Raw genomic sequence first — 5,978 nt, forward strand, 5'->3', positions numbered from 1 at the left:
GCAGCGTCAGATGTGTATAAGAGACGGCCGGTCTCTTAAGCCTACCGATCCTTGACGGCAAGGTCGGTGCCTGCCGTTAGAGTGGCTGGCGTGAACCGGACCGACCGCCTCTATGCGATCGTGGAGGAACTGCGCGCGGTCGCGCCACGCCCACGCAGTGCGGGATGGCTGGCCGGGCGCTTCGAGATCAGCTCGCGCACGATCGAGCGCGACATCAGTGCACTGCAACAGTCCGGGGTGCCGATCTGGGCCGAGCACGGGCGCACCGGCGGCTATTGTCTGGACCAGCGGCGGACACTTCCACCGGTGAACCTCACCCCGGACGAGGCCGTCGCCCTCTCCGTCGGTCTCCGACTGCTCGAGGAAACGCCGTTCCGGGCCGCCGCACGCTCCGCCCTGCCCAAACTCCTGGCCGCGATGCAGGCTGACGACGCGCGTGCCGCACGGGAGCTGGCCGGGCGCATCCACCTGCTCGGCGACGGGCATCCGCTCCCGGCGGTTCCGCACAGCGTGGCGAGCGCCCTGTCGACCGGCCGGGTGCTGCGCCTCGCCTACCGGGACACGGCAGGCGCCCTGACCCGGCGCGACGTCGAACCGCTCGGCTACGTCGGATCGCCGACGCACTGGTACCTGCTCGGCTGGTGCCGGCTGCGCGACGGCGTGCGCGCCTTCCGCGTCGACCGGATCGTGTCCGTGTCGGTGACGGCAGAGACGCCCGATCCCCGCCCGCTGGCCAGGGACGATCTGGACATCCCGTACGGCGTCGTCACCCGGCTCGACCTGGGGTAGGCGACGGGCACACGGAGGTGGCCGGTGTACACGCCGGCATCGCGGCCAGGGCCCTGGGCCTGAGTCTGAGCCCGGCCCTACCGGTCGTGGCCGGCGAACCTGGCGACGGCGTCCGCTGTCACGGGTGTGAAGAAGTTGAGCAGAGTACCGTCGGGGTCGCGCACCAGCAGGGACCGGTTGCCCCAGGGCATGGTTGTTGGCACGGTGACGACATCGGTGAGCCAGGGGGAGAGCCTGGCGTATTCGGCGTCGACGTCCGCGACGAGGAACTCGATGATCGCGGTGTGGTTGTCGGCCGGGCGCGCGGCTCCGGGCCCGAAGAGGCCGACGGTCCGCGTGCTGCCGATCGCCAGAGTCCCCGTCGGGGTGCGTATCTCGGCGAAGTCATCGGTCGACCAGCTGGCCGGTGTGCGGAGTGCGCGTTCGTAGAAGGCGACAAGGCGCTTCACGTCGTCGGTGATCAATCGAACGGATACGAGGTTCATCGGTACGGTCCTTGTCTGGCCGGGAGCATCCCGGCAGGAGCCAGTCTCGAGCCCGCGTGCGACAACCCCCTGTCGGTGTTTAACGGCAGAATCCGATCGAATAGGGTCGAGGCATGGAATTCGCCGCAGCGCCCCGACTCTCCGGAACCCGCGTCACCCTCGAGCCACTCGCCCCTGAGCACGCGGCCGAACTCGCCGTCGCCGTGGCGGAGGGCGAGCTGTGGCGTGCCTGGTACACGGCGGTCCCGCGGCCGGAGGCCATGGCCGCGGAGATCGACCGGCGCCTCGCGCTCGCCGCGTCCGGGCAGATGATGCCGTGGGGCATCCGCCTGACCTCGACGGGGGCCATGGTCGGCATGACGACCTTTATGCACCCGAGCCCCGACCAGCAGCGGCTCGAGATCGGCTCGACGTGGCTGGGAAAGAGCGCCCAGGGCACCGGCGCCAACCGGGAGGCGAAGCTGCTGCTGCTCGGGTATGCCTTCGAGGAGCTCGACTGCATCGCGGTCGAGTTCCGCACGCACTGGCACAACCGGCAGTCCCGCGCCGCGATCGCAGCGCTCGGTGCGAAGCAGGACGGCGTGCTCCGCAGCCACTCCGTCGGGCCGGAGGGCGCCGTGCGCGACACCGTGGTGTTCTCGATCATCGCTGCCGAGTGGCCGGCCGTGCGCCTCGGCCTCCGCGAGGGGCTCGCCCGGTATGCAGCGCTCGCCGAAGCCCCGGGCGCGTGAACGCCGACCGAACCGGATGCCGGCGGTCGCGCCGCGTCGTAGGCTGACGCCAATGACATCCACCGTCGCATCTGCAGCAGCCCTGCTCTCCGCCTACGACGACCAGCTCCGCCTGTGGGTGCCCGCTGTGCCGCCAGCTTCCCCCGTCTACGAGCTCGAGGGGCCCGTGCTGCGGGTCGTCGGCCGCACCCGCGGCTTCGTCGAGACGGCGCAGGACGTCGGCGTGCGTGGCGCGGACCTCGACGCCCTGATCCGCCGCCACCGCGACTTCTTCGCGGCCCGCGGCGAGCCCGTCGAATGGAAGACGCGTAGCCACGACCTGCCCGCCGACCTGCCCGAACGGCTCGAGGCCGCGGGCTTTGTGGCCGAGGACCGCGAGACCGTCGTGATCGGGCTGACCGGGCCGCTCGCATCCGCCCCGACAGTGCCGGAGGGGATCACCCTGCGCCGGGTCACGACTCGAGCGGACTTCGAGCGGATCGCCGCGCTGCAGACCGAGGTGTGGGGCGAGGACCATGCCTGGCTCGCCGACGACCTCGAGTCGAGCGTGCGGGAAGCGGGCGATGACGTCGTGATCATCGTCGCCGAGGCGGGGGACCGGCTCGTCTCGTCCGCCCGCCTGGAATTCCAGCCCGGCACCGATTTCGCCGGGCTCTGGGGCGGGTCGACCCTCGCCGAGTGGCGCGGCAGGGGCGTCTACCGGGCCCTCGTCGCCGCCCGTGCGCAGCTCGCCGCCCGCCGCGGCGTGCCCTACCTCCAGGTTGACGCCTCGGACGACAGCCTGCCGATCCTGCTGCGCCTCGGCTTCGAGGCCGTCACGACGACAACGCCATACGTCTGGACCCCGACGCACGACTGAACCCGGTTCCCGGCGATCCAATCCGCACGGCCGCACACTCCGAACATAATCGTGGGCGGAGAGGCTGCGTCTCCGAGTGCATGGCGCGGCGACGACCGTCGGCGGGATGCGTTTATGCTTGCAATCTAGATGAGGGTGGGGCTCGTGAAATCGTTTGCTTGTGGAGATGTGGTGCCGGGCTGCGAGGCCCGTTGGGTGTGCTCGACGGATGACGAAATCCTGTTTCAGGTGTCGGCTCATGCCGCCGCCGTGCACGGATTGAGCGAGGTCTCGCCAGAGCTCGAACAGGCCGTGCTCGCCACCATCGTCCCGGTCGGCTGACGCTCGTGCCGGCCGACCGCGTTCGGGCCGATCGCGCCCCCGGCGACGCAGGCTGGGACTCCATGCTCGCCGCGGCCTGCCGGGGAGAGGGTGTGTCGAGCGTCTACCAGCCGATCGTCGACTCCGCCAGAGGCGTGATCGTCGGGTATGAGGCCCTGACCAGGTTCTCGGGATACTCCGAGCGGAACCCGGAGAGCTGGTTCGCCGCAGCCCGCGCGCACGGCCGGGCGGAAGAACTCGAGGTGCTCGCACTGCGCACGGCGCTCGTGGCGCGCCCGACCCTGCCGCGGAACTGCTTCCTGACCCTCAACGTGTCGCCGGACCTGCTGTCGTGCGAGAGTGTCCGCGAGGTGTGGCGGGACGAGGGTGACCTCGGGGGCCTGATCATCGAGTTGACCGAACAGGCGCCCATCGAGTCCTACCTGTCCCTCGAGCCCTATCTCCACGAGGTGCGTGCGGCGGGCGGTCTGATCGCCGTCGACGACGCCGGATCCGGGTATGCCGGCTTGCGGCATCTGCTTTCGCTCCGCCCCTCGATGATCAAGCTCGACAGGGCCCTGATCCAGGATCTCGATCGTGACGAGGCGAAACTCGCGCTCGTCGAAATGGTCGGAACCTTCGCGGGCCGGGTCGACGCGTGGCTGCTCGGGGAAGGCGTCGAGACCGTCGAGGAACTCGACGCGCTCGTCGCCCTCGGGGTGCCCCTCCTGCAGGGCTACGTGCTCGCGCGGCCGGCTCCGCCGTGGGCCGGGATCGACGTCGACGTGGCGCTCCGCCTCGCCGCGCGACGAGTGTCCAGCGCGGCCGCGGTGATCCGGGACGTACTCGAGGTCGTTCCGACCGTCGAAAGCGTCGCAGCAGCCGCCGCCGCCTTCGGCGCACAACCGAGGCTGCGCTCCGTTGTGCTCATTGATGAGCACCATCGCCCGGTGGCGGCGCTCGGCGGTGGATCCGCCCGGCTCGGGGTCGTGAGCCAGGGCCTCAGGGTGAACCTGGACACGCCCATCACCGAGGCACTCAAGCGCGCGATGACCCGCGACGAGACGAGCAGGTTCGATCCGCTCCTCGCGACCGACAACGCCGGCCGTTTCACGGGCATCGCCCGCCTGGAACGTCTGGTCACCGCGGTGGCCGGTTCCGACCGGTCGTGAGTGCGGTCGACAGCCCCGCTCCTCCGGCGGCAGCCGTGCAGCCGTGCAGCCGGGCCCCCGGGCTACCAGGCTGCGGGCTTGTAGTCCTTGAGGAAGACGCCGTAGAGGTCCTCGCCTGCCTCGCCGCGCACGATCGGGTCGTAGACCCGCGCTGCACCGTCGACGAGGTCGAGCGGGGCATGGAAGCCCTCCTCGGCGAGGCGCAGCTTGGTCGGGTGCGGCCGCTCGTCGGTGATCCAGCCGGTGTCGACGCTCGTCATCAGGATCCCGTCGCCGAGCATCTCCTTCGCGCTCGTGCGGGTGAGCATGTTGAGCGCGGCCTTGGCCATGTTCGTATGCGGGTGGCCCGGCCCCTTGTAACCGCGGCCGAAGACGCCCTCCATCGCCGACACGTTGACGATGTACGTGCGCCGGGCAGTGGATGCCGCGAGCGAGGCCCGCAGACGGCTCACGAGCAGGAACGGCGCCGTCGTGTTGCAGAGCTGCACCTCGAGCATCTCGAGCGGGTCGACGTCCTCGACGTTGGCGGTCCAGCTGTTGGCGGAGTGCAGGTCGGGAACGAGGCCGCCCGCGTCGATCGCGGTACCGGCCGCGTGCCGGGCGAGCGAGGACGAGCCGGGTGCGAGCGCGAGCGCGGTGAGGTCGTCCGCGGTGAGCGCTTCGGTTGCAGACACGGTCGCCGCGGCGAGGATCGGGTGGCTCGTCACCGAGGCGGCGAGGGCGCTCGGGTGGGCGTCGTTGGTGTGGCCGAAGCTGACGATCTCGGGCACGGAATCGGCCGGCAGCGGCGAAGACTCCGCCTCGACGAGCATCGAGTACGAACCGGGGGAGCGGCGCACGGTCTGCGCCGCGTTATTGATCAGGATGTCCAGGGTGCCTGCTGCCGCGACGGAGTCGGCGAGGCCGATCACCTGGGCGGGGTCGCGCAGGTCGATGCCGACGATCCGCAGCCGGTGCAGCCAGTCGCCGGAGTCGGGCATCGCGGTGAAGCGCCTGACCGCGTCCCGGGGGAACCGGGTCGTGATGGTGGTGTGGGCGCCGTCCCGCAGCAGCCGCAGCGCGATGTACATGCCGATCTTGGCCCGGCCGCCGGTGAGGAGTGCGCGCTTGCCGGTCAGGTCGGTGCGGGCGTCGCGCTTCCCGTGGCTCATCGCAGCGCAGGCCGGGCAGAGCTGGTGGTAGAACGCGTCGACGAGGGTGTACTTCTGCTTGCAGATGTAGCACGCCCGCGGAACGAGAAGCTCGCCTGCCGACGCCCGGTCGGTGCCGAGGCGCAGCTGGGCGCCGACGGTCTCGTCGTCGATCCGGGTCGGGGCGCCGGTCGCGGTCGCCGCGATGACCTCACGGTCGGCCTCCGCGATCAGGGCCCGCTTCTCGCCGCGGCGCACCTGCTTGACAGACTTGAACATCTTCGCGGTCGCCTGCCGGACGGTGACGAAGTCCGGGTCTTCCTGGTCGAGTGCGGCGAGGGAGGCGAGCACTCGCAGGGCGGTCTCGAGGTCGCCGGGGTCGATGCTCGGGACGGGCACGGACTCTGCGGAAGGCTCGATGGTCATCCGTCAATAGTACGGGCCGCTCCCGGACGCCGCCCGGGCGGACCGCCTGACGAAGAAGCGGGGGGCGCGCCCCCCGGGCGCGCCCC

General features: G+C 70.9%; 7 protein-coding genes. 5 read left to right on the forward strand and 2 right to left on the reverse strand.

What is annotated here, in order from left to right:
* Window positions 1-90 precede the first annotated feature (90 nt).
* On the forward strand, window positions 91-789 hold the full coding sequence (locus QN357_RS17255; protein WP_174774628.1) for a helix-turn-helix transcriptional regulator: 699 nt from the start codon (window positions 91-93) through the stop codon (window positions 787-789).
* Between the two features lie 77 nt (window positions 790-866).
* Here QN357_RS17255 and QN357_RS17260 read toward each other — a convergent pair whose 3' ends face one another.
* Complete coding sequence (locus QN357_RS17260) at window positions 867-1,274, reverse strand: VOC family protein (RefSeq protein ID WP_134559773.1); 408 nt, start codon at window positions 1,272-1,274, stop codon at window positions 867-869.
* A gap of 113 nt (window positions 1,275-1,387) precedes the next feature.
* On the opposite strand from QN357_RS17260, the gene QN357_RS17265 reads away from it, so the two are divergent.
* The 4 genes from QN357_RS17265 to QN357_RS17280 all read left to right on the forward strand — a co-directional run bounded on the left by QN357_RS17265 (window position 1,388) and on the right by QN357_RS17280 (window position 4,336).
* Complete coding sequence (locus QN357_RS17265; RefSeq protein WP_322135726.1) at window positions 1,388-2,005, forward strand: GNAT family protein; 618 nt, start codon at window positions 1,388-1,390, stop codon at window positions 2,003-2,005.
* A 52-nt stretch (window positions 2,006-2,057) separates the two neighbouring features.
* A complete protein-coding gene (locus QN357_RS17270; protein ID WP_134561202.1) occupies window positions 2,058-2,864 on the forward strand; it encodes a GNAT family N-acetyltransferase in 807 nt (268 codons plus the stop codon).
* Window positions 2,865-2,993: 129 nt separating this feature from the next.
* On the forward strand, window positions 2,994-3,185 hold the full coding sequence (locus QN357_RS17275) for a DUF1059 domain-containing protein (RefSeq protein WP_241975418.1): 192 nt from the start codon (window positions 2,994-2,996) through the stop codon (window positions 3,183-3,185).
* A 5-nt stretch (window positions 3,186-3,190) separates the two neighbouring features.
* Window positions 3,191-4,336, forward strand: a complete 1,146-nt coding sequence (locus tag QN357_RS17280; protein WP_241975419.1) for an EAL domain-containing protein — start codon at window positions 3,191-3,193, stop codon at window positions 4,334-4,336.
* A gap of 62 nt (window positions 4,337-4,398) precedes the next feature.
* Here QN357_RS17280 and QN357_RS17285 read toward each other — a convergent pair whose 3' ends face one another.
* Window positions 4,399-5,892, reverse strand: a complete 1,494-nt coding sequence (locus QN357_RS17285) for an SDR family NAD(P)-dependent oxidoreductase (protein WP_134561201.1) — start codon at window positions 5,890-5,892, stop codon at window positions 4,399-4,401.
* Window positions 5,893-5,978: the final 86 nt, after the last annotated feature.

This window comes from Cryobacterium sp. RTC2.1 (assembly GCF_035018685.1).
Classification (GTDB): domain Bacteria; phylum Actinomycetota; class Actinomycetes; order Actinomycetales; family Microbacteriaceae; genus Cryobacterium; species Cryobacterium glucosi.